15 protein-coding genes are annotated in these 25,340 nt (G+C 66.7%); 8 read left to right on the top strand and 7 right to left on the bottom strand.

Going from position 1 to position 25,340, the window contains the following annotated elements; genetic code table 11:
- The first annotated feature begins 52 nt into the window (after positions 1-52).
- The 5 genes from ABG085_RS04255 to ABG085_RS04275 all read left to right on the top strand — a co-directional run bounded on the left by ABG085_RS04255 (position 53) and on the right by ABG085_RS04275 (position 3,751).
- A complete protein-coding gene (locus ABG085_RS04255; protein WP_347978184.1) occupies positions 53-769 on the top strand; it encodes an alpha/beta hydrolase in 717 nt (238 codons plus the stop codon).
- A 46-nt stretch (positions 770-815) separates the two neighbouring features.
- Positions 816-1,637 carry an alpha/beta hydrolase gene (locus tag ABG085_RS04260; RefSeq protein ID WP_347978185.1) on the top strand — a complete coding sequence of 274 codons (822 nt, stop codon included), beginning with the start codon at positions 816-818 and terminating at the stop codon, positions 1,635-1,637.
- Positions 1,638-1,781: 144 nt separating this feature from the next.
- Complete coding sequence (locus ABG085_RS04265; RefSeq protein ID WP_347978186.1) at positions 1,782-2,024, top strand: SRPBCC domain-containing protein; 243 nt, start codon at positions 1,782-1,784, stop codon at positions 2,022-2,024.
- A gap of 246 nt (positions 2,025-2,270) precedes the next feature.
- On the top strand, positions 2,271-2,972 hold the full coding sequence (locus ABG085_RS04270) for a phosphotransferase (protein ID WP_347978187.1): 702 nt from the start codon (positions 2,271-2,273) through the stop codon (positions 2,970-2,972).
- Positions 2,973-3,034: 62 nt separating this feature from the next.
- On the top strand, positions 3,035-3,751 hold the full coding sequence (locus tag ABG085_RS04275; protein WP_347978188.1) for a TIGR00266 family protein: 717 nt from the start codon (positions 3,035-3,037) through the stop codon (positions 3,749-3,751).
- A gap of 9 nt (positions 3,752-3,760) precedes the next feature.
- Here the strand turns inward: ABG085_RS04275 and ABG085_RS04280 are convergent, their stop codons facing one another.
- Positions 3,761-5,197 (bottom strand): MFS transporter, encoded by a 1,437-nt coding sequence (locus ABG085_RS04280; RefSeq protein ID WP_347978189.1) that lies wholly within the window; start codon positions 5,195-5,197, stop codon positions 3,761-3,763.
- A gap of 291 nt (positions 5,198-5,488) precedes the next feature.
- On the opposite strand from ABG085_RS04280, the gene ABG085_RS04285 reads away from it, so the two are divergent.
- From ABG085_RS04285 to ABG085_RS04295, 3 genes are all read left to right on the top strand, one after another.
- The gene (locus ABG085_RS04285) at positions 5,489-5,653 is read left to right on the top strand and encodes a hypothetical protein (protein WP_347978190.1); all 165 of its coding nucleotides are present in this window, start codon (positions 5,489-5,491) and stop codon (positions 5,651-5,653) included.
- Between the two features lie 81 nt (positions 5,654-5,734).
- Complete coding sequence (locus tag ABG085_RS04290; protein ID WP_347978191.1) at positions 5,735-6,049, top strand: TraR/DksA C4-type zinc finger protein; 315 nt, start codon at positions 5,735-5,737, stop codon at positions 6,047-6,049.
- Positions 6,050-6,539: 490 nt separating this feature from the next.
- The gene (locus ABG085_RS04295) at positions 6,540-9,746 is read left to right on the top strand and encodes a M14 family zinc carboxypeptidase (protein WP_347978192.1); all 3,207 of its coding nucleotides are present in this window, start codon (positions 6,540-6,542) and stop codon (positions 9,744-9,746) included.
- Between the two features lie 193 nt (positions 9,747-9,939).
- Here ABG085_RS04295 and ABG085_RS04300 read toward each other — a convergent pair whose 3' ends face one another.
- From ABG085_RS04300 to ABG085_RS04325, 6 genes are all read right to left on the bottom strand, one after another.
- Positions 9,940-11,679, bottom strand: coding sequence for a DUF262 domain-containing protein (locus ABG085_RS04300; protein WP_347979276.1), 1,740 nt, complete (start codon positions 11,677-11,679; stop codon positions 9,940-9,942).
- A gap of 131 nt (positions 11,680-11,810) precedes the next feature.
- Entirely contained in the window at positions 11,811-13,553 is a 1,743-nt protein-coding gene (locus ABG085_RS04305; RefSeq protein ID WP_347978193.1) for an NERD domain-containing protein, read from the bottom strand.
- Between the two features lie 13 nt (positions 13,554-13,566).
- A complete protein-coding gene (locus ABG085_RS04310; protein ID WP_347978194.1) occupies positions 13,567-20,061 on the bottom strand; it encodes a DUF3320 domain-containing protein in 6,495 nt (2,164 codons plus the stop codon).
- Positions 20,062-20,119: 58 nt separating this feature from the next.
- Complete coding sequence (locus ABG085_RS04315; RefSeq protein ID WP_347978195.1) at positions 20,120-20,800, bottom strand: hypothetical protein; 681 nt, start codon at positions 20,798-20,800, stop codon at positions 20,120-20,122.
- Positions 20,797-24,003, bottom strand: coding sequence for a type I restriction endonuclease subunit R (locus ABG085_RS04320; protein WP_347978196.1), 3,207 nt, complete (start codon positions 24,001-24,003; stop codon positions 20,797-20,799). Before ABG085_RS04320 ends, ABG085_RS04315 begins: the two co-directional genes overlap by 4 nt.
- Position 24,004: 1 nt before the next feature.
- Positions 24,005-25,315, bottom strand: a complete 1,311-nt coding sequence (locus ABG085_RS04325) for a hypothetical protein (protein WP_347978197.1) — start codon at positions 25,313-25,315, stop codon at positions 24,005-24,007.
- Positions 25,316-25,340 lie beyond the last annotated feature (25 nt).

A 25,340-nucleotide genomic window follows, 5' to 3' on the forward strand; every position in this document is an offset into this window, starting at 1 on the left:
TCGGACGGTTCTCGTATCTCGCCGTCCGGCACCCCAGAGAAAGAGAGAACCCATGTCGGATTCACCCACCATCGTGCTCGTCCACGGTGCCTTCGCCGACGCCGCGAGCTGGGCGCCCGTCACGCGCCGCCTGCTCGACGACGGCTACACCGTGCTCGTGCCGCCGGTGTTCAACCGCAGCCTCTCGGGTGACGCGGCGTACCTGAAGTCGTTCGTCGAGCAGATCGACGGTCCGGTGCTGCTGGCCGGCCACTCGTACGGCGGCGCGGTGATCACGGTCGCCGGCGTCGCCGAGAACGTCGTCGGTCTCGTCTACGTGTCGGGCTACGCACTGGACGAGGGCGAGAGCCTGGGCCAGCTGCAGGGCGGCTTCCCCGACTCCGAGCTCGCAGCGAACCTCGTGTACGCGCCGTACCCCGTCGACGGCGGCGAGCCGGGCACCGACGTCTCCGTCAAGATCGACGCCTTCCCGCAGGTGTTCGCCGCCGGTGTCGACCCCGAGACGGCTCGCGTGCTCGCCGTCTCGCAGCGGCCGCTCTCGGCGGTCGCCTTCGGCGAGCCGGCTCCGGTCGCCGCCTGGAAGACCAAGCCGTCATGGGGCATCGTCTCGAGCGCCGACCACACCATCAACCCCGACGTCGAGCGGTTCGGCTACCAGCGCGCCGGCGTGCGCAAGGTCATCGAGATCGACGCGCCGCACCTCGTAATGCAGACCCACCCCGCCGAGGTCGCGGCCGTCATCACCGAGGCGATCGCCGAACTGGCGTGACCCTGCAGCGCACTTACTCATCCATCGCGACAGACGGAGCACACTGATGCCGTACATCACCACCGCAGACGGAACGCAGATCTACTACACCGACCAGGGCTCGGGGCAGCCGGTCATCCTGAGCCACGGCTGGCCGCTGAGCTCGGACGCCTGGCAGGTCGAGCTGAAGCTGCTCGCCGACCACGGCTACCGTGCGATCGCGCACGACCGCCGCGGTCACGGCCGGTCGTCGCAGCCCTGGCAGGGCAACGACATGGACACCTACGCGCGCGACCTCGCCGAGCTCGTCGAGCAGCTCGACCTGCACGACATCGTGCTCATCGGCCACTCCACCGGTGGCGGCGAGGTCGTGCGGTACGCCGCGCAGCACGGGGTCGGCCGCGTCGCCAAGATCGTGACGGCCGGTGCCGTGCCGCCCGTCATGGTCAAGTCCGAGTCGAACCCCGACGGCACGCCGATCGAGGCCTTCGACGCCATCCGCGAGGGAGTCCTGAAGGACCGGTCGCAGTTCTACCAGGACCTCTCCGTGCCGTTCTTCGGCGCGAATCGCGAGGGCTCGAAGGTGTCGCAGGGCGCGCGGGACGACTTCTGGCGCCAGGGCATGCTCGTCGGACTCAAGGCCGCCTACGACTGCGTCGCCGCGTTCTCGGAGACCGACTTCACCGACGACCTGAAGTCACTCGACGTGCCGATCCTCCTAGCCCACGGCGACGACGACCAGATCGTTCCGATCGCGGATGCCGCGGTCAAGAGCATCGAGCTCGTCAAGCACGGCGAGCTGAAGGTCTACCCCGGCGCTCCGCACGGCATCGCGGGGGAGTACCAGGAGCAGCTGGACGCCGACATCCTGGCGTTCCTCGCGAAGTAGCCCACCGCGGCGGGCGCGCGCGAGGGTGACCACGCGCGCCGCGCGCGATATGCGATGACGGATGCCGCAGCCGAGGGCTGCGGCATCCGTCATCGTCCTTCGGTTCGGGCGACGACGTCGAGGGCCGGCGATAGCATTCGTCGCATGGCCGAGGAGCCCGCGTCATCCATCACCGTCGACCACCACTTCGATGCTGACCAGAGAGCCGTTTGGGAAGCCTGGACCGATCCGGAGGTCGTACGTCGCTGGTGGGGCTCCGACCCCGACGGCGTCGTGACGTCGGCAGCGCTCGATGTGCGACCGGGCGGCCGTTTCGCCGTCTCCTTCAAGACTCCAGCGGTGATCTGCACACCAGCACCGGCGAGTACCTCCGCGTCGAGGAACTGACCGCACTGGAGTTCACTTGGTCGTGGCTCAGCGAGACCAACGCCCCCTCTCGAGTGAGTGTGGTCTTCACGCCCGATGACACCGGAACGCGAATGCGCTTCGTGCACGGCGAACTCCGGGGCGTGTCGGATCACGATTACGCAGAGGGTTGGCGACGCACCTTCGCGAAGCTGGACCGCGTGCTCGCGGAGTAGACGCCCGGATCGAGCGCCCCGAAGAGGAAACTCGGGGTGACAGGATGGGCCGATGCGACAGGGGGCTGTGGGTCACGTGCGGCTGGTGGAGCATCTCGGGCGGCCGGTCGTCGAGAAGCGCATGGTCGATCCCGGTCGGCACGACACCGAGGTGCTCGCCCTGAGGGCTCTCGCTTCCTCGGGCATGCCGGTGCCGGGGCTCGTCGATGTCCGCCCCGGCGCGATCCATATGACGCTCATGCCGGGAGACCGGCTGGACGAGGTCGAGCCCGACGAGCGACTTGCTCGGCTGCGCGAATCAGCCGCTCTCTTGCGTCGTCTGCACGAGCTGCCGGCTCCGTCCGGGCTCCCGGTCCTGACGGACGACGCTTTGCTCATCGAGCGCTACCGGGGCGCAGGTGGCCCGCCGATCCCCCTGACCATTCCGCCGGCCACCGATTCGGCCTTCTGCCACGGCGACTGGACGGATGGAAATCTGCTCGCCTCGGGCGGCCGCATCACGGCGATCCTCGACTGGGAGAGAGCACACCTCGGCGACCCTCTCAGGGAGTTGTCCCGGGCGGCATGGGGGGCGTCGCGGAAAGACCCGCGGTCGTTCGACGTCATGGTCGAGGGGTACGGCGCCGATCCCACCGCGGTGAGGGCGTGGAATGCGCTACACGCCGCTGAGCTCTGGCTGTGGTTCTCGGAAGCCGGCCCACCCGAATATCTCGATCAACTCACCGCCGAACTGCGAAGCTGGCCCGCCTCATAGCACAGAGGTCTGGTCGAGTGAATATCGCTCGCCTCGCCGAGCCGGCGAATAGCTTGGATCGCATGAAGTCGACGATCGCGGGTACGACCATGCCGATTCTCGAGCTGACGCTCGAGTCGGGCGAGAAGATCGTCGCCGAGGGCGGTGACGTCGCGTGGATGTCGCCCGGCTTCGCCTTGGACACGTCGACCGTGCACGGCACCGGCGGGCAGGGCGGTTTCATGAGCGGCCTCAGGCGGGTGCTCGGCGGCGCGCAGCTGTTCCTGACCGAGTACACGGCTCCCGCGCAGGGCGGGCTGCTCGCGTTCGCCGCGCAGCTGCCGGGCACGATCCGCCAGCTCGACATCGACGCCGCGGACTCGTTCATGGTCCAGCAGGGGTCGTACTCCGCGAGCACCGCCGGAGTCGAGGTGTCGGTCGGGCTGCAGAAGAAGCTCGGCGCCGGCATCTTCGGCGGCGCGGGCGTGGTCTTCCAGAGGCTGGCCGGGAACGGAACCGCGTGGGTGCAGCTGGCCGGGGAGATCACCGAGTACGAGCTGACGGCCGGTCAATCGCTGCTCATCCACCCCGGGCACCTCGCGATGTTCGAGGCCGACATGAATCTGGAGTTCAGCTCGGTGAAGGGCATCAAGAACAAGTTCTTCGGTGACTCGCTGTTCCTCGCGGAGATTCACGGGCCCGGTCGCATCTGGCTGCAGTCGATGTCGCCGGCGAAGCTCGCCGCCGCCATCGAGCCGTACCTGCCGGATCGTTCGTCGAGCTCCAGCAGCAGCTCCTGACGGGATCGGCTAGCTCGCGGCATCCGTTTCGACGGGACGTTGTCGACCCGTCAGCGCTGACCGCAATGCCGGGAAGGTGAGGACGGCGATGACGACCGCCGCGCCGGCGGCGATGGCCGCCGCGATGTTGGCAGCCTGCAGCCCGGCTTCGGCGGCTGCCAGTGCACTGCCACCCGCATCGAGCTTGGCGGCGCGCCTGGCGGCGTCGACGGCGCCGAACACCGCGATCCCGATGGCCCCGCCGATCTGAGCTGTCGCGGACGCGAGGCCTGAGCTGACGCCCGAGTTGCGGGCCGCGATGCCTTCGGCGATGACGAGGGTCGTGGGCGTGAAGCTGAATGCGACCCCGGTCGCGGCGACGATGAGCGCCGGGAGGACCCGCAGCGGGTAAGAATCGCCGTTGTCGACCGCGGCGAGCAGGAGATGAGCGACGACGAGAAGCACGAGTCCGATGGCCGCGACGCGTTGGGGTCCGAGCTTGTTGAGTGCCGTCGGGAGGACGAGGATGCTGACCGCAAACCCCGCGAGGGATGTCGGAAGCATCGCGAGACCGGCGATGGCCGGGTCGTATTCGAGGACCTGCTGCAGCAGAAGCGCGACGAGCACGAAACAGGCGACGCGGGCGCCCCCGCCGAGCAGATTGACCGCGATCCCACCGCTCACCCGGGCGTCTCGGAGAACCCGAGGCGGCAGCACGGGATCCGCGGCGCGCTTCTCGACGAGGCCGAACCCGATGAGGCAGAGGACGGCCACGACCGTCGCGCCGATGACCTCCACCGAGACGAGTCCGCTGTGGGGCGCGGAGAGCACTCCGAACACGATGGCGACCGCTGCGCCGGTGAGGAGCGACGCTCCGGCCGCGTCGAACGGGCGCCCCGCCGCACCCATTCCTGCGGGGAGGATCGCCCAGCCGGCCACCCCGATGATGGCTGCGACCGCCCCCGTCACGAACAGAACGCTCTGCCAGCCGAACGCCGCCGTGAGGAGTCCGCCGACGGTGACGCCGGCCGCACCTCCGACGGTGGAAGCGGCGCCCCAGCCGCTCATCGCCCGCACACGCGGCGGGCCGGTGAAGGTGGCGAGGATCACGGACATGGCCGCCGGGCTCAGCATCGCCGCACCCACCCCGTGGATGAGGCGGGCCGCGACCAGCATCGTCTCGGTCGTCGAGAAGCCGCCGATCACGGAGCCGACGACCAGCACGCCGGCTCCGAAGAGGAACATCCGACGGCGCCCGAAGACATCCGCCGCACGGCCCGAGATCAGGAGCAGTCCGCCGAAAGTGAGGAAGTAGGCGTTCAGGACCCAGGCGGTTCCGACGGGACTGAGTCCGAGGTCGGCCACGATCGACGGGAGTGCGACGTTCAGGATGCTGGAGTCCAGCATCACCACGAACTGTGCGGCGACCAGGGTGAAGACCAACGGCAGAGTCGAGGATGTGCGCATGTGCAATCGCCTCCAACACTGGAGCTTAGCCGCGCCGCGAGTGTCGCTCTCGGGGCTGCGTCTGCCGCTCTACGGGTCGGCGGGACTGCTGCGTGGGGAGTTGGGCGCGAGGGCGGATCTTGGCGCCGCGCGCTCGCGGTGATCTGTCGGACATGACGACTCGCTTCCCCTGATTGGCTGGCGGGTGAACCCCCGACCATAGCCGCCTTCGCAGGAAAGTCAACTCGCGGCACCGGCTCGGAAAAATCCCGCTGACTTGCCTTTTCTAGGAACCTGGCTATGGTGATGGCCATGAGCACCACGGCCCGCACCCACGCCACGGAGCGTCTCGTCGACGCCTCCGTCGTGACGGCAGTGGCCGACATCGCGGGCGCCCGTCACGAGGTGCTCCCGCCCCGGCGGCGCGTCGCGAGTGGACTGATCATGCAGCCCACTCGTCGCGCCGCGCCCCCGTGAGCCCCGTCCACCCCGACCGGTCTCACCGGACACCCAGCGCGTCGCATCAGCGGCGCTTTTTTTGTACCCGAGGAGCACGCCATGAAGATTCCCACCACCGACCCCATCGCCCTCGGCGGTGTCCGGCGCGAGCTCGAGCGGCAGCTCGAGGAACGGCTCGCCGTCCTCCAGGAGCTTCAGCCGTTCGCCCTCCCGAGCGTCGATCCCGTCGCCTACCAGACGTCGGCATCCCACCGCGTCGCGATCGACCAGATCACCGCGGCGCTGAACCGGATCGATGCTGGCACCTACGGCTTGTGCACCCGGTGCGGTCGGCCGATCGCGCCCGCGCGGCTCGAGGTCCTTCCGTACGCGGCCGCCTGCATCGAATGTCAGAGTCATGCTGACGCCGCGTAGCAGCAAGCCGGTCCCCATCCCGTCCATCGCGCCGCTGGCCCCGGATGCCGGCACCAGCGCGCGCCGCCGGGTATCACCGGCGACCTCCGTCGCGTGGATCCGGCGGCGTGCGGGCGAGTTGCTCCGGCCGCGAGGCGATCGCGTCTCGCACCGCCGGCTGGTCGATGACCGCTCTGAGACGCCGCCCGGAACTGGTGCTCGCCCACATGACGCAGGCGCCGCGTCCGCCGGCACGTTCCGCGGCGCGACCGCTCGCTTCGTCGCCCTCGGCTGACACGCGGTGCTCCGCTGGCGTGAGGTCACGGCCTGCGCTCCCCACGGCCGTGGCAGCCTGGTGCAGGCTCGAATCGGGAGCCGTGATCCGTAGTCTGTTGACCCGCTCCTGAGCGAGGGCCAGTATGAGGATCGTTCGCATCGCGGCGAACCTCCGCGAGCGGGCGGCCGGGCGATCAGCCCGGCGCTGAGACACATCTGCGCACAGGGGGTACGCATGTTCCGTCAGCTCGCCGTCGCCACCGCCGTGGCATTGGTCATCTCCGGAGTCGGGGTGGGGCCGGCCATGGCCAGTCCGCCGCCACCCGATGTCGCCGATGACGTCGGCGTCGGCGTGTACGAGGCCACCGTCGACGCGGACGGTCTCGCGGCGATCGCCGAGCTCGGAGTGGATCGCGCGGAGGGCGAGCTGAACGTGCAGCCCGGCGCGGACGGCACGTTCGTGGTCCGGGTCGTCCTGCCGTCCGTGCAGGCCGACCAGGTCCGCGCCGAGGGCATCGACCTGCAGCCCGTCGTCGACGACGGAGCGGCCGACCAGGGGATGCGGTCGTTCGAGGCGCAAGCGGTTCCCGAGGGCGTCTTCCGCCCCTACCTCGGTGAGGGAGGCATCGCAGAGGAGCTCGCGGCGCAGGCGGCGGCGTATCCCGACATCGCACAGCTCGTCACCTTCGGCGAGACGTGGAACGGCACGGAGATCCAGGCGGTTCGCGTGACGCGCGACCCGGGAAAGGTCGCGGAGGGCAAGCGGCCCACGACGGTCTTCCTCGCCGCACAGCACGCGCGCGAGTGGATCACCCCCGAGATGGTGCGCCGACTGCTCGACGAAGTGCTGACCTCGTACGGCAGCGACCCGAAGATCACAGATCTCGTACGGAACACGGAGATGTGGTTCATCCCCGTGGCGAACCCTGACGGCTATGACTTCACCTTCGAGGTGGCTCCGACGCCCGATGACCCGGGAACCCGCCTGTGGCGCAAGAATCTGCGGGACAACAACGAAAACGGAGTGCTCGACGGCGGAGACGGCGTGGACCTGAACCGCAACTCGCCGACGCGCTGGGGCTACGACAACGAGGGTTCGTCTCCGAACCCGATCAGTCTCACCTATCGTGGGCCGTCGCCCGGCTCGGAGCCCGAGTCCCAGGCGCTCTACGACCTGTTCGCCAAGATCACGCCCGAGTTCTTCATCAACTACCACTCGGCTGCCGAGCTCCTGCTGCACGGCATCGGCTGGCAGGTCGCGACTCCGTCGCCCGATGACGTGCTCTACGAGGCGATGGTCGGCGACGATGCCGATCCGGCCGTTCCGGGCTACGACCCCGACATCGCGGCAGAGCTGTACACGACGAATGGCGACATCGACTCCCACATGCAGGAGGCGTACGGGACGCTCGGATTCACGCCCGAGATGTCGACGTGCCTCGTGGCGGTGGCATCCGATCCCGACGACGACTGGACGGAGGAGGACTGCGGGGAGAACCTCCAGGGCTTCGACTTCCCCGACGACGAGGAGCTGATCCAGGCGGAGTTCGCGAAGAACGTCCCGTTCGCCCTCGCTGTCGCCGAGTCGGCGCTCGACCCCGATGATCCCGTCTCGGTGGTCGGACGGGATGCCGAGGACTTCCGCGTCGACAGCTTCTCGGTGTCGTACGGCGACCCGCAGACAGTGGCCGTCACCGCCAAGCGCGCGCTGAAGTCCAAGAAGCTCATGTACTCGATCAACGGCGGCCGTGCCGTCCAGGCGGCGATCTCCGAATGGGAGGGCGGCGAGCGCTACGGCTTCGAGAACGACGATTACTACGCGGAGTACCGGGGCGTCGTGGAGGGAGCAAAGCCCGGCGATTCGGTCGAGGTGTGGTTCACGGGCGTGGCATCCGCCAACGACCTGCCGAAGGGGGAGAAGGCAGGGAAACGCGAGAGCACGCACTTCACCTACGAGGTCGCCCAGGACACGGGCAACTCCGTGCTCGTCATCGCGAATGAGGACTACACGGGTGGCAGGAACGCCCAAGAACCGGTTCAGGCCGACGAGCCGAAGTACGTCGACGAGCACGTCGCGGCGCTCGAGGCCAACGGTGTGACCCCAGACGTCTGGGACGTCGATACCAACGGCGTGCCGCACGACCTCGGCGTGCTGAGTCACTACGACGCGGTGCTCTGGTATCTCGGTGATAACCGTTTGACGCAGGATGAGGAGGACCTGCTCACCTCGTACTTCGGCACGCCGCTGCCCAACCTCGCGGTCGCGGAGCGCCAGCAGTACCTGACGATCGCCGTACGCGACTTCCTCAACGAGGGCGGCAAGGTCGCCTATGACGGTGAGACGACGGCGTACTACGGCCTCGGAGCCAGCAACTTCGGCGGCATCTGGTACGGCCTCGACGGGGCACCCGATCAGGACTGCGTGGTCACGGCCGATCCGTTCTCGGATTGCCTCCTGCTCGCCGACGACTTCACCCAGTACTGGATGGGGGCGTACGGACGACAGAACGCCGGAGCCGAGACGGGCACCGAGGGCATCGCTCCGCCGCTCGACGGCGTGACGCTCGAGTTCGGCGGCCCGGCGACGGTCGACAACCCGATCAACGAGGTCGGCGCGTTCGTCGTCACGAGCGACGTTCTGCCCGTCGACGAGTTCCCGCAGTTCGCCAGCGAGGGCGTCGCAGAGTATCCCGACCCGTTCGCTGCGGTCGAGGGCGACTGGGCGGCGGCGGCCGGCCATATCGACGACGGCTACCAGCGGCTCGGTCGGACGTACGACCTCACAGGGCTGACGGCCGCGAACGCACCCGCGTTCGAGGCGCAGATGGCCTTCGACACCGAGGAAGGCTACGACAACGTCATCGTCGAAGCCCGCCCGGTCGGCGCCGGCGACGACGCGTGGACCACCCTGCTCGAGCAGGGCGGCGCCACGAGTTCCGCGGTTCCGACGGAGTGCGAGGCGGGCTTCCTCCTCGATCTCCACCCGTGGCTGCTGCACTACCTCACGCCCGGCGACCCGTGCACGACTCCGGGCACATCGGGAGAGTGGAACGCCCTGACCGGCTCTTCGCTCTGGATCCCGGTCTCGTACGACCTGAGTGCGTACGCGGGCGGCCAGGTGGAGGTCGTCGTGAGCTACGTGACCGACCCGGCGACGGGCGGCCTCGGCGCCATCATCGACGACACGAAGCTGATCACCACGGCCGGCACGTCCCAGGCCGAGGGCTTCGAGGAAGGGCTGGGTGCCTGGCAGGTGCTCGGCGCCCCCGAGGGCAGCCCGGACAACCTCTCCGACTGGGAGCGCTCGGACGGCCTCGCTGAGCTCGCCTCCGTGACCGCCACCGAGGACACGCTGCTCTTCGGCTTCGGCCTCGAGCAGCTCGTCACGCCCGAACAGCGGGCTGAGGTGGTCGGTCGTATGCTCGACCACTTCGGGCTCTGACCGAACGGAGCACGCGAGACGGATGCCGCGCCGGGTTCGCCCGGCGCGGCATCCGTCATCTCACCCGCCGCGAGCGGTGCGCACCCAGCTGGAGATCGCTGCCGTCCAACCGACGCCACCTTCGTGTACGTCGACGCCGGCTTCCTCTCCGACGGCGAAACGTGTTCCGTGACGACGCAGTCGATGGGGCGGCCTACAGCCCCAGGTAGTAGTTCTTGATCACCTGAGCCATCAGAAAGCGGCGCTCCTTGAGGAAGGCCGGATACGACTCGGCTGTTGTCGTCCTCACACTGGCTGGGACCGCGTTGGCACGAAGATTCGCTTCGAGTTCACCCTCGGAACTGATCTCACCCAGTCGAAGGGCACCGTCCGCGATCTGCGCGTCGACCAGAGACATGTATTCGCCCGGCGCCCTGTCTTTTATCGCGATATTGATCGGGGTCTCGGTCAGCGCGAAGTTGGCGATCTGGTTGTAGTCGCTGCGATCGTTCACGCCCTGCTTGACGAGGTAGTTCTTCGGCACGACGTGGTGGATATCGCCGACTTCCTCGATCATGCTGCCGACCGTGACGTTCTTCGAGAGGAACCCTCGGAAACCCCCGTGGGTCTGCGCAACAAGAAACGCCAGGAAGTAGGGGCTGCGGACGCTTGAGGACTCCATCTCCATCGGGAGCGCCACGTTCCAGAAGTTGTCCGCGAGCTGGGACGACTCGATATCGCGGAGCACCTGAAGCGCGCCGATCTCATCGATCCTTCGGATGTCAGCCTCGAACGCGGTCTCGAAGCTGCCTGTGTAGCGGCCGGTGAGCACCGACATGACGAACCAGCGTCGCACGACAAACTTGATCTCGCCCTCGTTGAGGTTCTTCTCGGTGCGCAGCTTGAGGTAGAGCGCGTATGCGAAGTTCAGAGCGTTCTTCGAGCTGATGAGCCGCGGGGCAACGAAGCCCGCTGACTTGATCGTCAGCGTGAACTGCTGGAAGTTGTACTGGTTCACGATCTCGAGCAGCACCCGTTCGAGGCGGTCGAAGGACTCGACCGCGAGCTCCTCGCTGAACGTCCGGGTCTCGAAGTCGCGCCCAGAGAGGACGCTCACCAATGCGGCGACCTTGCCGCGTGAGAACTCTTTGATGCCGGCCACTCGAATGACGTCGGTGTACGACGGGTCATACAGGTCCGAGTTATCGTGCTTCAACCATGAGATGGCCTGCAGGTAGCCGGACTCCGCGAAGCCCGTGTCGTTCTCGGCGATGTCGGTGTAGACGTGCGGCGCGACCGAGAGGTGGCAGAAGTAGTCGATCAGCTTGCGAAGGTTGCTCCCGAGGGTCCCGTGGCTGGAGATCTTGCTCATCGCGAAGTCGGCGCTGCTCAGCGGTACGCCTTTGGAGTTGATCCGGATGAAGATCTCGGTCACCGTCTCGATGTCGAGGTCTTCCGCCAGCGTGATGATGCCGACCTGAGCCTGCTTGATCGCGGACAGCCGCTGGAGCGCCTGCTCGACATGCGCCACGTCGACCTCGGGATTGGCCTCCATGTACGCCTTCGTGGCAGAGAACGCGGATGGCGCGTTCACGAACTCGGCGACGTCCGAAATCCAGGCGCTGTCTCTGTCTATGACGGGAGTGAGGGTCGCGAACTGTTCGGTCGTCGGGTTGAACGCGATTTTGATCCGCTTGCGCTTGTAGCTCTTGTCTACGACCATCTGACCCACGAGCGCCGCAGTCATGGCTGTGATCCGCTGCTGACCGTCTATCAGGATCTGCCGGAACGATGACTTGGATCCGTCCTTCAGTCCGACGTCTGCACTTTGCCAGGTGATGAGATACCCGATCGGGAACCCGTTGTAGAGCGAATCGAGAAGGTCTCGAACCTTTGTGGAATCCCACACGAACGGACGCTGCATCTCGGGGATCGCGACCTGTCCTGACTTCACCCACGTGAGGAGGGTCTCGACAGAGTGCTGCTGGACGGTGTACTTCGACAAGGGAGTTCCTTCGCATGAGTCCCGAGATGGTGGGCGCCGGACGCGTCGTCGACGACGGTCATTGGCACCGCTGACGAGCTTTATCCTGCCTTAAGTCCACCCTGCCGAAGCACGACGCAACGGTACTTTGCGCGGGTGAGCGCGACGTACAGAAGGTCGCTCCACTCGAGGCCCTGGGATTCGACGAACGCAGTCGCCTCCGCCCCGAGATCTGTGAGCACGACCGCATCCGCATCCAGTCCCTTGAACTTGAAGACGGATCGCCACCGGATCTTGCCCGGCATCCCCTCGCTCTGGAGCTGCTTGCGCAGCCACCGTTCGTCCTGGGTCCTCTCGGGTCGCGCGAGCAGCCGACCGGCGAGCGACCGCTTCTCCGCGAATGGGCTCAGTACGACGATGTCTTCCGCCGCGTGGTGCTGAAGGAGTTCGCGCAGCGCGGACGCCAGGGCTCCCGTCTCGTTGCCGTCCGTGATGGCGATCGTGCTGAGTCCGCCGGGGACGCTCCTCGCCACGCGGTGGCGGGTGTAGCCGAGCTGCTGCTTGAGGGTCGACTCGACCGCCGAGGTGAGACCCGGCACAGCACGGCAATTCCGCCGTACGCGGACGTGCACGAGGTCGGGGATGAGGCTCTTCGCGATCGCGTACGGATTCACCTGCTCATCGACGCGTCGCATGATCTGCTGGCGGGAGTCGCCTGCGAACACAAGCTTCGTCCCCGCCGGACGGCCCGTACCCGCGAGGGCGAAGATGAGCTCCAGCACGAGCAGGTTGCCTGCGACGTCTTGGAACTCGTCGATGCAGATCGCCTCGTACCCGCCGAGGTGCGGCTTCTCACGCAGGACCGCGATCGCCTGCTCAGGCAATTCGCGGGTGTACCACTCGTGCGGGGCATCCGGCGGGTTAGCCGGCATGCCGACCAGTCGCAGCATCAGCGAGTTGAGGTCGGCGACGTCGACGTTTGGCAGCCCGCCCACGAAGCGCTGCAGTTCGTCCGCCATGAGAACGTTCCAGCAGGCCACGAGTGTCTTTCGCCCCTCGCGGTTGAGGCGGCGCGCCGACTGAGTGATCAGGTACGACTTTCCGGTTCCGGCAGGGCCTTCGAAGTACACATGGTCGTTCGTCTCGATCAGTTCGAGCACGACTTCCTGCGATCCGAGCAGCTTTATCTCGGTCACCCGACGCTCGTGTGCGCGCTCTTCGGGTGTCTGCTTCGCGACGAAGTCCGCGATGAGAGCGTCGGCGATCGGGTCGACGCGCTCAGCGGTCAGCGCGGCCGGATCGTTCGCGACCTCGTCAACGGCCGAGTACCACGTGTCGTACTCGGCGAGCGTCTTCTCGATGAGCCAGGTGGGCCGGCTGAGATCGTCACTCCACCCCAGCTCCCATTCGAAGAACTGCAGATCGCCCGGCGTCTTGTTCTCGAACTGGTGGCGCCCAATCGAGGTGAACCACACCAGGCGGGCGATCGGCTCGCTTCCGGTGAGCAGGTCGCGTTCGCGAAGATGATGACGGATGCTGCGCCGAGCCCCGTCGAGCTGCTTGAGCGGGTCCTTGTGCGGCTGGGGCACGCGGTCGAGGTACCAGTCGCCACCCTTGTACTCGACGTAGGCGGGCGACTTCACCTCGATGACGAGGATGCCTCGGCCTGGCGCGAGGACGATGAAGTCCGCCTCTCCCTGGAACGCTGAGGCGTGTCGTCCGATCCCGAGCGAGTGGATGGCCACCCAGTCGTCGCGGCCTTGGATGCCCTCGAGCGCGCTGAACACCTTGCGTTCGGAAGAGTTGGCCCCCTCGCGCGGGTATGCCGGGATCATGCGAACCATATCTGCCTCCGCCCTACGAGACTTTGACGGCTTGGAACAGCCCTCGTTCGTCGCGTTCGATCCGTCCGGTCTCGAGCCCGCGCTGAAGCCCGCCATCCAGTCGTGACGCCACTCCTTCGGTGAGGCGTTTGCCGCCGAAGAGCGCCAGCGCCTGGCGTTTCAGCTCGTCCTCGTTCATGCCGCCCCCCAGCTCGGCGACGATGGCCATCGCGTTAGCGATCTCCTCGAGCGGAACATGCTCGATGTTGCGACCATCTCCGGGCTGGCTGCGACGGGCGTCTCGCCATTCGAGAGGATCAAGTCCAGTAGGCCATGCACAAGATCGGTCGGTCGTGCGGAGATACTCCTGCGGCAGGCAGCGCAGAATCGCGTCGGCGCGCGCGGCCGCGACGCGGTTCAGTCCGAAAGACTCCGCAGCTAGCTTCGCGAGCCTCATTTTGTGGATGGGACCCTCCTTCTGCACGATTTCGCGCAGCACCGAGCGCACCTTCTCAGTCGCGGCGTCGTGCGGCAGGCGATCAAGTGTGTCGGTCGTGCCGAATCGCTTCGGCTCCCACTCGACGAATTGGCGCAGGTGCGGATGACGCAGCTCTGTGCGGACCAGTGCGGCCGCGTCGCTCCGGGGTGCCGAACGCAGCAGTGTCGGAGCGTCGGCTGAGGCGTGCGGAACGACGGACTCGGCTGGACGTGAGGCGGAGGCGGCCGGTCGAGCCTCGGCCTTCAGCCGTTCAAGCCGTAGTACGGCGCCAGCCTTCACGACAGCCGCTGAGAGCCGGGCGAGCGTCGCCTCACGCTCCTGAAGCCATTCCGGCAGCCATACCCGCTCGACGCCCGGCCACCTCATGAGGCCCTTGAGCACGTCGATGGGGAGGCCATCGCGGTCCGCAACCGTGCGGCGTGCCCGCCAGCTCTCGCCGTCGAGGAGAACTGCGACGAGCGGCTGACTGGGGTCGGCCGCGTCAGCGATCGAGATGTCGACGCGGAAGTCGGACAATCCGAGGTCGGTCTGGACAGCGAACCCGCGGTAGCGCAGTTCGTCCGCGATGTCGTCCCGGTGGCGATCGACCAGGCGCTCGCGATGAGCGCTGTCGGTGGTCGATTCGACACCGGACGCAGCGAGCTCGAGGTAACCCTTCAGGTGCTTGATGCCGATAGACGCGGTCTCTTCGGCGCGCAACTCGGACGGGTCGAAGCTGGCGAACAGAATCACCTGCCGACGGGCGCGGGTGATCGCGACGTTCAGTCGTCGCTCGCCGCCGGCGCGGGACAGCGGACCGAAGTTGAGCGGAATGATTCCGCGTTCGTTCGCACTGAACGCGACGGAGAACAGGATGGTGTCACGTTCGTCGCCTTGCACGTTCTCCAGGTTCTTCACGAACAGGCCGTCTCGCTCGTCCAGCGCTTGAGCGAGCCGGCCGTCAGGGGCTTCTCGCAGCAAGGTCTCGATCAGCGTGCGCTGCTGTGCGTTGAAGGTGATGATCCCGAGCGATGGGGTCTCGTTGGGCGAGTTCGCGAATCGCTGCGTGACTTCCCGGACGATGGCTTCGGCTTCGGCGGCGTTCGTCCGCAAGTCGCGACCTCGGCCCGAGCGATTGAAGTGTCCCGCGACGCGGACGAGGGAGATTCCGTGGTCGGTGTCGACGCTGGAAGCATCCTCCGACCAGGGTGCGGGGAAGGACGAGAGGCGGCTGTCGTAGTAGGCGTGGTTGCTGAACGAGATGAGGGCCTCGTCCTGGCTGCGGTAGTGCCATGACAGCCACTTGCGCGGAACGCGGGCCTGCACGCACTCGGTGAGGATCGATTCCTCGTCTGCGACGACATCAGCGACGGACGAGGCGTCAGAATCGATGTCATTGCTCACTTCGGCGAAGCTCGACGGCGGCATCTGTTTGCTGTCTCCGACGACCACGACCGAGGTGCCGCGACCCATCGCTCCGACAGCGTCCGCCACGCGGATCTGGGATGCCTCGTCGAACACGACGATGTCGAACATCTTCGCCCTCGCGGGGAAGAAGCGCGCCACCGACTCGGGGCTCATGAGAACGCAGGGGGCGATCTGCGTGATGAGGTCGCCGTAGTTTTCGAATAGTGCGCGCACTGTCATTCCGCCGCGCTGGCGTGAAAGTTGACGTTTGAGTTCGCCCATCATGCCGCCCTCATATGCGGGGTCGATGCGACGCTTGGCGATGATCTCGGCAGGGATCCACCGAGGCAGGGCGTCACGGATTGCGGCGGCGCTGGAGGTGAACCGACCGATGGTGCGGTTGTGTGCGGGAACGTCGAACGCCGCCATGGCCTGCGAGTCCGCCCGCTCAGCCATCGACGCCTGAGCGATGCCCTTGTCGAGTGAGAGGGAAGCGAGGTCTGCGGGAAGAGCGCCGGTGAGGAGCGCGTCGTGGGCGGCGGTCATACCGAAACGGATGAGCGGCTCGAGATGCTGCCGGAAGGCGACCCACCGATCGAGGGTGACAGGTTCGGTGGTCGCGAGATTGCGGGGACCTGCGGTCGACCGCCATGTCGCGAAGAAGTCATCTGACCCGGCCCACGCGGCGAAGGCATCTGTTCCATCACCCGCGGGTTCGGCCACCCCGCTCGCTGCGGCGAGCGCACGCCACGCTTTCGCGAGTCGGGTGAGCGCGCCGGCGAGGTCGGCGTCGGGGCGGCTTGCAGCGTAGTAGCCGCGGAGCGCCTGCCGAAGGTCGGGGTGGCCGCCGCTCGAGGACAGCGCGGAGCCCAACCACACGCCCCACGCGAGTGTGGCCTTCGCGGGCTCCAGGCCTTCTCGCAGGTAGGGGTTCCAGTCGGACGACACGAGCGAGAGTGGGATGTTCGCGAGCGCCGCCCGCAGTGCCCTGATCTCGTCGGCCGTGCGTGCGACGTCCGCAGTGAGAGCGGTGACGTCCCGGGCGGGGAACGAGCGTGCATCAGTCCGCAGGGCGGTGCCGAATTCCGCGAGGACCGCGCGTTGACGTTTGCGGCGCCCGAAGAAGCCAGAGGCGTCGGCGGCAACGGCCGCGCGGTGTACGGAGTTGACGTCTCCGTCCAGCGCTTCTGGGCCGACCGAGGCGAACCAGGGGCGATCGGCATTGCTGGCGTTTAGCCGATCCTGGAGGGCGGGCACCTCACCGGACAGCGTGCGCGCATACACGGCGTCGATCGCATCCAGCGGGTGTCGCGGCGCATTCGCCAGCGACGCCCAGCGATCGAGATGACCCGGCGAGGACACGAGGGCAAGCAGCTCGGGACTCGGCTGACGAGCGAGGGCGTCGGTGAGAGCAGCGTCGAACTCCCGCGCGGCGGCGTGGAGCGCGTTCGTATCGAGCGAGTTTGCTGCCGACACTGCCACGAAGCCCCAAGGGTGCAACGGGGACGGATGAGCGAGGTCCGCAGTCTCGGGCAGTGTGCGCAGCAGATCGCGAAGGTATTCGAACTGTTCTTCCGTCCCGGTCGCGACCAGCGCTGCCGGGATGTCGAGCGCCTCGATGTCCTCTGCCGAGGCGAGAAGCTGAGCGCGGGCAGAATACAGGGACAAGCCGGCGGAGTTCGGCTCGTGGAGGCGCTGCGCATAGCGCTTGAGCGAGCCGCGGCTAGCTGCTGCGGTCTCTGTGTAGGCCTTGAGTGCCGCGCCGTCCGGCCGCGCCAGCGCGTCGATCGCAGCGCGGATCTGTGCCCGTACCGCCGTCGGGCGCGCTCCTTTGTCATGCAGGTCGAGCGAGAAAGGGCCGAGGCCTACGGCATCCAACCGGTCCTTGACAACATCCAGGGCTGCGCGCTTCTCGGCGACGAACAGCACGCGTTTTCCGTTGGCGAGAGAGTGCGCGAGCAGGTTGGTGATCGTCTGCGACTTTCCCGTGCCAGGAGGGCCCTCGAGAACGAAGGTGCGTCGAGCTTCAGCCTCGGCTACTGCTTCGAGCTGCGAAGAGTCTGCAGGCACCGGAACCGCATTGTTCAGTGCGTCGAGGTCGACCGCCGTCGGTGCGGGGAACGGGTCGACGAACTCTGCTGTCGGCGTGTGGATCAGGTGCGTGACGAGGGAGTTGCTTGCGAGCTCCCGCCAGTTCTCGTCCAAGTCCTTCCACAGTCGGTACTTCGCGAACTGGAGGATCGAGAGGTCAACCGTGTCTTCGACAGTGAACGGGAGTCGTGCCGACGCGAGCGCCCGCCGTGTCGCGGTGAATGCTGCGGGCAGATCGATTCCCGAGTCATCCTTCGCAGGATTGGCGAGACCGGGGATGTCGAGGCCGAAACTCAGTCGCAACTTCTCCAGGAGGCAGAAGTTCGGCGTGGATTCCCCCGCCTCATCGATTCTCAGGCGGAAGGTGTTGCCACCGCCAGCTGCCTCGAGGCTGACGGGCACGAGAACGAGCGGAGAACGCAACTCGCGGTCGTTGAACGTCCACCGCAGCATCCCGAACGCCAGATAGAGGTTGTTGGCGCCCGTCTCTTCGATGATGGTCCGGGCTTTGTAGGAGAGCGCCCGCAGACGGGCGGTGTAGGTGGCCTCCGTGACGCCGACGAAGACCTGCTTTCGTTCGGTCAGCATCCCTGCGCGGGAGGCTTCCGGCAGATCCTGACCGAAACGGATACCTCGGCTGCCGTCGATCGTCGGGATGCGGTCGTTCGGCACCAGCGTGATCGTGGTGCCATTGTTGATCATGTCCTCGAACTTGGCGAGAGACGGCTGAGGGACCGCGAGCGGGTATCCCGACTTCTCGCCATAGTTGATGAGTCTGTTCCGCAGACTCAAGTCGAGCAATGCATTCTTCCAGAGGGCGACGCGAGCTGGTACGTCGCGCGCGACTCCTCCGGAGATCGCCTCAGCGGACGGAGCGTAGTGCAGGGCGTCAGGTGCTTGAGCGACGGCGTACTCGAAGATCTTCACCTCACCCGACTCGTTGACGGCACGACTCGGCAGGGGATAGATCCTCGCGAGTCGCGCCTGCATGATGTCTGTGATCCCCTGCACAGACGTGACGTCGCCGGCGAGCGTGGTGATGTGATGTTGCCGACGTGCGTCGGCGAACGGCTTTGACGTCGTGCCGCCAGTGAGGAACGTCGTCTCCACGACTTCGATCTGCCCGATGCCGACGTAGTTCACTGCCTCGGCCGGATCCAGCTGAGCCGGCCCGTCGAGGCTCGCCTCATCGCGCCAGTATCCGAGGAAGATGTGTCCGGCAAGCAGCCACAGCGTCGAGTTGATGCCGGCTTGCTCGAGCGCCGCTGCGAGTGTGACTGTCGTGTCGAGACAAGTGCCGAGTCGACCTTCGAGCACCTCCCCGGGCGTGCGCACCTTCTGACCGTCGAGCCCCCAGCTCGCGGGAGGTTCGGCGTAGCGGATGTCGCGAGCTCGCGCGCTCTCGTAGATGGCCTCCACGATCGCGTCCACCCGCTCTCGCGAGCCCTGCTGATAGCCGTCGAGTGCCGGATTGCCTGTCATCTGCTGCAGGCGGTCGGATGCCTCGACAAGAAGAGACGTGATGGCGGGAGAGTGAGGTTGCACGAACGAGGCGAGCAGCTCGAGGCTGAGCTGTGGTGGGTTCGCACGCCATTGATTCGCCGCGAGCACCGTCACAGGAGTGTCGCGGTGTGCGATCACACCACCGTCGGCATCGCGCAGAGTGACACGCACGACGCCTTGCGTCGGGTGTTCGACAGCGAGCATGCGCACCGGATCGAGCACGAGGTCCGCGTTGCGCAATGTGGTGGGCGTGGTCCCGTCGAGATCGACGATGACCACCTTCGGGTCCCCCAGCGAGCCGATCGTGCAGATCGCTTCGATCTCGACGGACGCCCCGCGCATCTCCTCGCCTTGATAGTCGATCGTGACCTCGTCGACGATCGCGATGGAGTTGTGTGCGTGCGCGTAGCTCAGATCGGGCAGGGCACTGACCACGATCGCCGCGGCGGTGTCGGGACGGGATGCCGCGGGCTCTGGGAAGACAGGGGCGGCGACCGCAGGAGTCGTTGCATCTTGGGGCGCGGTCGCGGAGATGTCAGGCGTCGCCTGCGGTGCCTCGAGCGTTGCAGCGGAAGCCTGCACGGGCGTGGCAGTTCCCGATTCGGCAGTCATCGCCGCGAGCACCGGTGCTTTGAGCTCCCGCAGGCGGTCCGCCTGGCTCTCCGCACGGAGTCCGCGCAACAGCATCTCCGCCGAGTCAAGCGCGCGATACGTCTCGGCGATCGAGAATTCCTCGTTGTGCGCCCACTTGTTGCGGACATTACGCAGCTCGCTCGCCCAGTTCTGCGCCTGGCGGCCGAGGAGACCCCCGAACGGGTATCCAAGGGACCCGAACGACTCGGTTAACGCGCGGAGGATCAGCGAGAGATCACGGGGGTTGTACCGGGCGAAGCTACGGCCCGCTTGTCGGTCCTTGCGCTCGAGAATCTCGGTCCAGTCCTTGACCTCGGGTGCGAGTTCGCGGAAGCGCGCCGCAACCATCGGGGCGAGCCCCTCGCTCAGCGCGTCGAGCGCCCCTTCGATGTGGTCTCGCGCATCGAACTCAGGCATTTGCACTCCTCACAGATCCCTCGTCCTCAAACATTTGCACAGCCCGCAGACGTGCTGGTCAGCTCCAGATCTCGAGCGCCGCTGGGTCCCACATCTCGATCTGCGTCACCCCGTTGTAAAGGAAGATTTCTCCTGACCCGCAGACCGTGGTGCCGGAGGCGACCGGCTCGAGGTAGATGTCCCAGAAGATGATCGTGAAGCGGTCAGCGGAGGGGTAGTCGCTACCCACGTTGAGGAATGTACCGTCCTCGGTCTCGCGCGCACTCATGAGCGGACCGCACACACGCTGCACGGTGCCCACGTAGTCATGGGTCTGGTCCCAACCCAGACCACCGTCGGGCCACTCCGGTGCGGCAGCTTCTTCGCTCACACCAAAGCTGCACCACCCATCCTGGGCGAGGAGATCCACCGCTTCAGCCCGTGTGCCGTAGCCGAGCAGCTCGTCGCAGGATTCGATACGGAACTCATTGTCGATCGTGTTCGACAGATAGTCGGCTGCGATCTCGGACTCGTCTGAGCAGTTGAGGCGCATTGCCTCCATGGTGGAGTTGATGTCGCCGCTGTCGGTCCTGGCGTACTGAACCGTCGCGGCCAGCAACTCGGAACAACTCGGGCCGATGTCATCGGATCCATAGGCGGCGTCCGGACTGTAGGTCGATGCCCGAGTACACGCCGTCAGCGACACAACCAACAGCACGGCGGTGAGCGCAGGGAAGACCATTCGCACCGTGGTCTTCACTTCGTCCCCTTCGGACTTACAGAGTTGCTCCGCTCGTCCGCGTAGCGGGGAGCCATGGACTCCATCTGGTCCATCACGAGCTTGATCGCCTCGGGCTGCTTGTCGGGCGGGTACTTGTACTTCACGAGCAACCGCTTGATCGACGATCGCAGCTTCGCGCGCACGTCGTCGCGCACGGTCCAATCGGTGCGCACGTCGCGCCGCATAACCGCGACGAGCTCGCGCGCGATCTGTGCGAGCACATCTTCGCCTTGAACGTCGATCGCCGACTCGTTCGTCGCGACGGCGTCGTAGAACGCGAGCTCGTCGCTCGACAGCGGGGGTGAGAACGTCGACCCACGGGATGCCTCGGCCGCGACTTCCTTCGCCAGCTCCACAAGCTCAGCGATGACCTCCGCCGAGGTCAGTTGCTGATTCGTGTACCGGTTCATGATCTCGGCGATGCGCTCCGAGAACGCGCGCTGGCGCACGAGATTGCCGCGCGTCGCGGCCGATCCGGCATCGGTCAGGGATTTGCGCAGGGCCTCGATCGCGAGGTGCGTGTTCGGCGCCGCCTGAGCTTTCGCGAGGAACTCCGGACCCAAGTCATCGAGGGCGAGGCGCGGAAGCCCGGCCGCGTCATAGATGTCGAGTACGTCGCCCGGCGCGATCGATTCGGCGACGAGCGCGCCGAGGAGCCGTGAGATCTCCTCTGGAACGGGCTGGTCCCGTGACTGCCGCTCGATCGCGTCGAACTTCGCCATCCATACGCGCACCTCCTCGTAGAAGGCGATCTCGTCGTGCAGCTCGGCGAGCCCGTCACGTCCAGACGCGAGCGCCCACGCGCGTGCCAACTGTCCGGTCGCCGTGCGGTAGCGCGACGCCAGACGCTCCGGTCCCAGCTCTTCTGCGTTCAGCGGGTTCTGCGAGCTGCGCAGGTAGTTCGTGGCAGTGGTCGCCGCAGTACGCCAGGCCCGCGAGCCACCCTGCTTGACGATCGAACGCCAGTCGCACTCCGCGAGCATCTCGCGGATCTGCGCCACAAGCTCGGTCGCGATCGCCACGGCTTCATCGACGTCGCGCCCGATCGGCTTGTTCTCCTGATCCGAGACGGTGTACTCCGACAGCGCCTTGGCGAGATTGTCGGCCAGGGGAGCATAGGCGACGAGCAGCCCGTCCTGTTTGCCCTTGAACGTGCGGTTCACACGGGCGAGTGTCTGCATGAGCAGGGCGCCCTTGAGAGGGCGGTCGAGATAGAGCGTGTGCAGGGGCGGGGCGTCGAATCCGGTCAGCATCATGTCTTTGACGATCACCAGTTCGAGCTCGTCGCCGGCATCCTTCAGCCGGGCCTTGATCGCCTTGTTCTCGGATTCGCGTCGCACGTGGTCGCTCACGGGTGGCTGATCCGAGGCCGAGCCCGAGTAGACGACCTTGATGCGGCCTGAGTCGAGCGCGTCAGAGTGCCAGTCCGGCCGCAAGGCGATGATCGCCGTGTAGAGCCGCGCGCAGATCTCACGCGTGCCACCCACGATGAGCGCCTTACCGGGAGACTCGAGGAACGGCTTCATCCGCTCGCGCCGCTCTTCCCAGTGCTGCACGAGATCGGCGGCGAGGGTCTCGATCCGCTCGGGCGCGCCGTATACGGCGTTGACGACGGCGACGGATGCCTCGAGCCGAGCCCTCTCGGTGTCGTCGAGCCCGAGCGTGTACTCGTCGGCGGCGCGGTCGATGTCCTCTTCGCTGGCGCCGTCCGCGAACGAGACCTTGATGAGCCGCGGCTCGAAGTACACCGGCACCGTGGCGCCGTCATCCACCGCCCGGGTGAGGTCGTAGATGTCGATGTAGTCGCCGAACACCGCGCGCGTGTCGCGCTCGGCGAATGAGATCGGCGTGCCGGTGAAGGCGATGAGGGTCGCGTTCGGCAGCGCATCGCGCAGGTGCCGCGCGTAGCCGTCGAGGTCGTCATAGTGGCTGCGGTGGGCCTCGTCGACGACGACGATCACGTTGCGTCGGTCTGTGAGGAGCGGATGCTGCTCTCCGGCGTCCTTCTCGTCCTTGCTCAGTCCGAACTTCTGCAGCGTCGTGAAGTAGATGCCGCCGGTCACCCGGTGGCGCAGCTCGTCACGCAGGTGCGCACGTTCGCGCACCTGCACCGGCTTCTCGGCGAGCAGCAGGCTCTGATCGAACGTCTGGAACAGCTGCCCATCGAGCTCCGTGCGGTCGGTCACGACGATCACGGTGGGGTTCTTGAGCTTCGGATGCCGCGACACGAGGTTCGCGTACAGCTCCATCTCCATCGACTTGCCCGAGCCCTGCGTGTGCCACACGACGCCGGCCTTGCCGTTGGTCTCGACGGCCTGCACCGTGCTGCCGACAGCCTTCGTCACGGCGAAGTACTGGTGGGGCTTCGCAATGCGCTTCGTGAGTCCGTCGGAGTTCTCGTCGAACGCGGTGTAGTTGCGCACGAGCTGGAGGAAGCGCTCCTGGTTGTAGAGCCCGTTGAGCGCGTCGTCGATGGGTTCGACCGAGATCCCCTCCTCGAGGCGGGGCTGAGTGAGGGGTGCACCGTCGTCGTCCACGTTCCACGGCGCGAAGTGGTTGAGCGGAGTGAACGGTGTACCGTACTTCGCCTCCAGCCCGTCGCTAGCGAGCGTGAGCACGCAGAAGCGGAACGCCATCGGAAACTCGCGCAGGTAGGTCTGCAGCTGTGCGTGCGCGGGGGCGACGCCGGTGGATGCCGAGCCGGCCCGCTTCAGTTCCACGATGCTCAGCGGCATCCCGTTGACGAAGAGCACGATGTCGAACCGCCGATGCAGGTCGCCCTGGCGCAGTGTGACCTGGTTGACGGCCAGCCAGTCGTTCTCGGACGGGTCGGAGCCGAGCAGCCGGAGCCTCGGGTTCTGCTCGACTCCGTCGGCGTCGATGTAGCTCAGCGGATACCCGCCGACCAGGTACTGGTGGATCCGGTGGTTCTCGGTGATCGCATCCTGCGATTTGGGCGACGCGATCTCAGCTACTGCCTGCTGAAGATACTCGCCAGGCACGCCGGGATTCAGCCGGCGGAGTGCCTCGAGCAGGCGCGGACGGATGAGCAGGTCTTCCCATGAGTCCCGCTCGCCGCTGCCGGGCGCGACGTTCTCACCCTTCGCCGGCTTCCAACCCAGGGGCTCGGCGAGCGTGTCGAGCGCGTCGTGCTCCCAGGCTGCTTCGGAGAGGGTGGTCACCTCAGCGCTCCGTGCCCTCGGTTTCGGCGGTTTCCGTCGTGTTGGTCTCGCCGGTGCGCTGAAGTCGGTTCGCGATCTTTCCCGCGAGCCGCCCGGTGGACATCCGGGCGTTCTCGAGGGTGTCGCCTCCGAAGCGGCCGACGGTCTGCAGACCGTCCTTGCCCGCGCCGACCACGCCATCGCGCACATCGGCGGCTGCCGCAGACCAACGGCGGGCTTCGAGGGCTGCGCGCTCATCGGCGACGCCGAGGGTCGCGTGCAGGGCACTGACGTCAACCGCGACCTCGTTGCTCGCGTGCACCACGACCTTCGCCGACATCGGGTTCAGCAGCACCTTCGAGTTAGCTCTGCTGGCGGCCGCGTCCATGCGGGCGACGAGCTGCGTCGTCGTCGTGGCGATCAGCTCGCGTCGGCGTTGCCGCGCCGTCTGCAACGCGATGCGATGCTTGTCAAGTTCGTCCGGCGACGCGTCGAGCACGCGATCGAGTTCCAGGACACCCATTCCCTCCTGCAGCTGGAAGCAGCGAGCGAGTACGGCGAGCCACTCTACGGTGGTGTCTTGCGCCTGCTTCGATAGGTCGGCGAGCTCACCGATCTTCGTCTCTCGCTCGAGGTTCTCGGCAAGACCGTCGAGCTGCCGCAGGGCATACGCCTGGGTGCGTGCAATCGTCGCCGCATTGCCCTGCACCTTCGACCACGTCACCTCGGACACTCGGCCGACCTCGGCGCGCACGACCATCGCTTCGTCGAGCATCAACTCGACGCCGATCATGTCGGCGAGCACCGCATCTTTCTGAGCACGCAGGATGTCGTCGACTTTGGCGTCGATCTTCGCGAGGTACTCGGTGATCTCCTCCATCGTCTGCTGCATGGCGTATTGCGCCATGATGCCGCCGACGCCAGCGAGGAGCGCGGGGTTCGTGAGCATCGCGGTTGGTTTGCCCACGAATTGCAGGTTCTTCGCGAACTGACCGTTCGGTGCCCGGAGCGTCGCATGATCGAACTTCGTCAACGAGTTCTTCACTTTGGGAAGGTGCTGGGCGGCACTCCACGACTCTTCCGTCAGCTTCATCCACCTCCCGGCGTTCGCCGAGACCTCGGACGCTGTCTGCAGCGCCGACCCGCCCTTCGCAGCGAACGAAGTGATTCCCCGAAGGTCGAGTTCGCGCGACGGCAGTCCTGCCGTCGCGACGAACAGTTCGACGGCGGCCGGCCTGCCGATGACGACCAGTCCGTCGCCATCGCTGATGAGCTCGATCTCATCGCCCGGCTCGTCAGCAGGAGTGCCGAGGGGTTCGGATGCGTAGGTCATGGGCGTGCGTCTCTCTCCGGGTTGC

It is taken from the genome of Microbacterium sp. ProA8, assembly GCF_039905635.1.
GTDB classification, from domain to species: domain Bacteria; phylum Actinomycetota; class Actinomycetes; order Actinomycetales; family Microbacteriaceae; genus Microbacterium; species Microbacterium chionoecetis.

Bases quoted from the DNA above. Each gene is read 5' to 3' on its own strand.
- ABG085_RS04305 (WP_347978193.1), bottom strand. From the start codon at position 13,553: ATGGTTCGCATGATCCCGGCATACCCGCGCGAGGGGGCCAACTCTTCC.
- ABG085_RS04290 (WP_347978191.1), top strand. From the start codon at position 5,735: ATGAAGATTCCCACCACCGACCCCATCGCCCTCGGCGGTGTCCGGCGC.
- ABG085_RS04280 (WP_347978189.1), bottom strand. From the start codon at position 5,197: ATGCGCACATCCTCGACTCTGCCGTTGGTCTTCACCCTGGTCGCCGCA.
- ABG085_RS04255 (WP_347978184.1), top strand. From the start codon at position 53: ATGTCGGATTCACCCACCATCGTGCTCGTCCACGGTGCCTTCGCCGAC.
- ABG085_RS04325 (WP_347978197.1), bottom strand. From the start codon at position 25,315: ATGACCTACGCATCCGAACCCCTCGGCACTCCTGCTGACGAGCCGGGC.
- ABG085_RS04310 (WP_347978194.1), bottom strand. From the start codon at position 20,061: ATGCCTGAGTTCGATGCGCGAGACCACATCGAAGGGGCGCTCGACGCG.
- ABG085_RS04295 (WP_347978192.1), top strand. From the start codon at position 6,540: ATGTTCCGTCAGCTCGCCGTCGCCACCGCCGTGGCATTGGTCATCTCC.
- ABG085_RS04275 (WP_347978188.1), top strand. From the start codon at position 3,035: ATGAAGTCGACGATCGCGGGTACGACCATGCCGATTCTCGAGCTGACG.
- ABG085_RS04270 (WP_347978187.1), top strand. From the start codon at position 2,271: ATGCGACAGGGGGCTGTGGGTCACGTGCGGCTGGTGGAGCATCTCGGG.
- ABG085_RS04260 (WP_347978185.1), top strand. From the start codon at position 816: ATGCCGTACATCACCACCGCAGACGGAACGCAGATCTACTACACCGAC.
- ABG085_RS04265 (WP_347978186.1), top strand. From the start codon at position 1,782: ATGGCCGAGGAGCCCGCGTCATCCATCACCGTCGACCACCACTTCGAT.
- ABG085_RS04285 (WP_347978190.1), top strand. From the start codon at position 5,489: ATGAGCACCACGGCCCGCACCCACGCCACGGAGCGTCTCGTCGACGCC.